Genomic DNA, 2,124 nt, shown 5'->3' with positions numbered 1-2,124 from the left:
GGGCTTCCAGGGCTGCCCGCGGAAACTCCGGGAGTTCATCCAGAAACAGGATGCCGCGGTGCGCCAGGGAAATTTCACCAGGCCGCGGCGGGGAACCACCACCGACAAGCGCAACGGCGCTGGCCGTGTGGTGCGGCGCGCAGGTGGGGCGTATCGCCCATTTGTCCAGCGTGAACCGGCCGCCCAATGACGCCACCGCTGCGCTTTCCAGTGCTTCTTCGGTGGTCATGGCCGGCAGCAGGCCTGCAAAGCGCTGTGCCAGCATGGATTTTCCGGAGCCTGGGGCGCCCATCATCAGTACGCTGTGCCCGCCGGTCGCGGCAATTTCCAGGGCGCGCCGGGCCGCCGCCTGGCCTTTGACGTCGGCCAGATCAGGATATGGGGACTGCCCCGAAGGCACGATCGGCTTGACGCGAGACCAGCCTTCCCCTGCTTCAGTCGGGGTGTCGCCCGGCAAAAATTGCCTCACCACATCGAGCAAATGGTGCGCCTGAAAGATTTCGGCGCCGGGGACCAACGCTGCTTCCTGGGCACTGGCCTCTGGCAGAACCAGCTTCGGCAATTTCTCGGCGGCAAGCCGTGCCGGGCGCGCCAGGGCGAGGCTCATGGCAAGCGCTCCCCGAATGGGACGCAAGTCGCCGCCCAGCGACAACTCGCCGGCGAACTCATAGCCTTCCAGTTTGCGGGCGTCGATCTGGCCGCTGGCCGCCAGGATTCCGAGCGCGATGGGCAGATCGAAACGGCCGGAATCCTTGGGAAGATCAGCGGGTGCCAGATTGACCGTAATGCGTTTATTGGCGGGAAATTCCAGTCCGGCGTTCTGGATGGCCGAGCGCACGCGTTCACGCGCTTCCTTGACTTCCGTTTCCGCAAGCCCGACCAGCGTAAAGCTGGGCAAACCGTTGGCAAGATGCACCTCCACCTGCACGGGCCTTGCTTCCAGGCCCAACAAGGCGCGGCTATGCACTAAAGACAAGCTCATTCGAAACTTCCTCCCTCAGAGGCGGCATCACAACTGAACCCGAGGCCATCCCGGGTTGCAGGTGCACCATACCTTCACCTAAGACGAGTATCGCCTAGCGAGAGAAGCCACCCGCTGGTTCACCAGAAAGGTGTGCCCCGCTGCATCCGATAGTGGCACTCACTTTCGTCCCGTGCACTTGCCTGGTTGTGTCAGTACCAGGATCCGCCGTGGCATTCTTGCCGCCGATCTCCTGGTGCTGGCCGTCCCAGAAACGAACGTTGCAGAAGACCGCCGTGCACTAAAGACAGGCTTGGTGATGCCTTTTTAGCTTAATGCTCCAAAATTGTGCGCTTGATTGCCCTTTATTGGTGCATCGTATCCGGCGCGATTCGCGGAGGTTCGCTCGAAGTTCAGGGGCGGGCCGGTCATCCATGCAAAGCGTCTTTGGCACGTTACCTGCTAAGAAGTCCACGCAAGTTGCCAACCTTTGGAGCTTCTACGGAGACTCCATCAGCAATGACTCGTACAAAAGCCTTAATCCGGCTGAGGTGGTGCTTGACGATGCTGCTTCCCTATTCATCCCTGGAGGAACCCTGAAAATGAAACTCGTAACGGCCATCATTAAACCGTTCAAGCTGGACGAAGTGCGTGAAGCGCTTTCCGGCATTGGCGTGCAAGGCATTACTGTGACTGAAGTCAAAGGCTTCGGCCGCCAGAAAGGCCATACCGAGCTGTACCGCGGTGCAGAGTATGTCGTCGATTTTCTGCCCAAGGTCAAGATCGAAGCAGCAGTCTCCGACGATCTGGTGGATCGCGTGATTGAAGCGGTTGAGGGCGCCGCCCGCACCGGCAAGATCGGCGACGGCAAGGTTTTTGTTTACAACCTCGAGCAGGTCGTGCGCATCCGTACCGGTGAAACCGGCAAGGAAGCGCTGTAAGGCTTACCCCAAAAAACGAAGAGAACATAGACATGAAAAAACTACTTGCCTCCCTTGTACTGGGACTGAGCCTGCTGACGACCGGCGCCGTGATGGCGCAGGCCCCGGCAGCTGCACCCGCCGCTTCCGCTGCAGAAGCCAAGCCGGCTGAAGCTGCTGCTTCCGCCGCCGCGCCTGCCGCAGCGACAGCACCCGCCGCTGCAGCTGCAGCCTCTGCACCGG

At 60.9% G+C, this 2,124-nt stretch carries 2 protein-coding genes and 1 pseudogene; 2 read left to right on the top strand and 1 reads right to left on the bottom strand.

The annotated features are described in order from the left end of the window. On the bottom strand, positions 1-982 hold a 982-nt coding region (locus AC1DWI_RS20705), incomplete at its 3' end, for a YifB family Mg chelatase-like AAA ATPase (RefSeq protein ID WP_477725630.1). A 581-nt stretch (positions 983-1,563) separates the two neighbouring features. Between AC1DWI_RS20705 and glnK the strand changes: the two genes are divergently transcribed. Continuing rightward, positions 1,564-1,902 carry a P-II family nitrogen regulator gene (gene glnK / locus AC1DWI_RS20700; RefSeq protein WP_007873831.1) on the top strand — a complete coding sequence of 113 codons (339 nt, stop codon included), beginning with the start codon at positions 1,564-1,566 and terminating at the stop codon, positions 1,900-1,902. A gap of 32 nt (positions 1,903-1,934) precedes the next feature. Continuing rightward, a pseudogene (locus tag AC1DWI_RS20695) lies at positions 1,935-2,124 on the top strand (ammonium transporter); the annotation flags it as partial.

It is taken from the genome of Polaromonas sp. P3_C2 (genome assembly GCF_056402675.1).
The sequence above is the reverse complement of the archived record's forward strand: the minus strand, read 5'-3'. Positions and strand labels throughout refer to the sequence as shown.

Bases quoted from the DNA above. Each gene is read 5' to 3' on its own strand.
- glnK (WP_007873831.1), top strand. From the start codon at position 1,564: ATGAAACTCGTAACGGCCATCATTAAACCGTTCAAGCTGGACGAAGTG.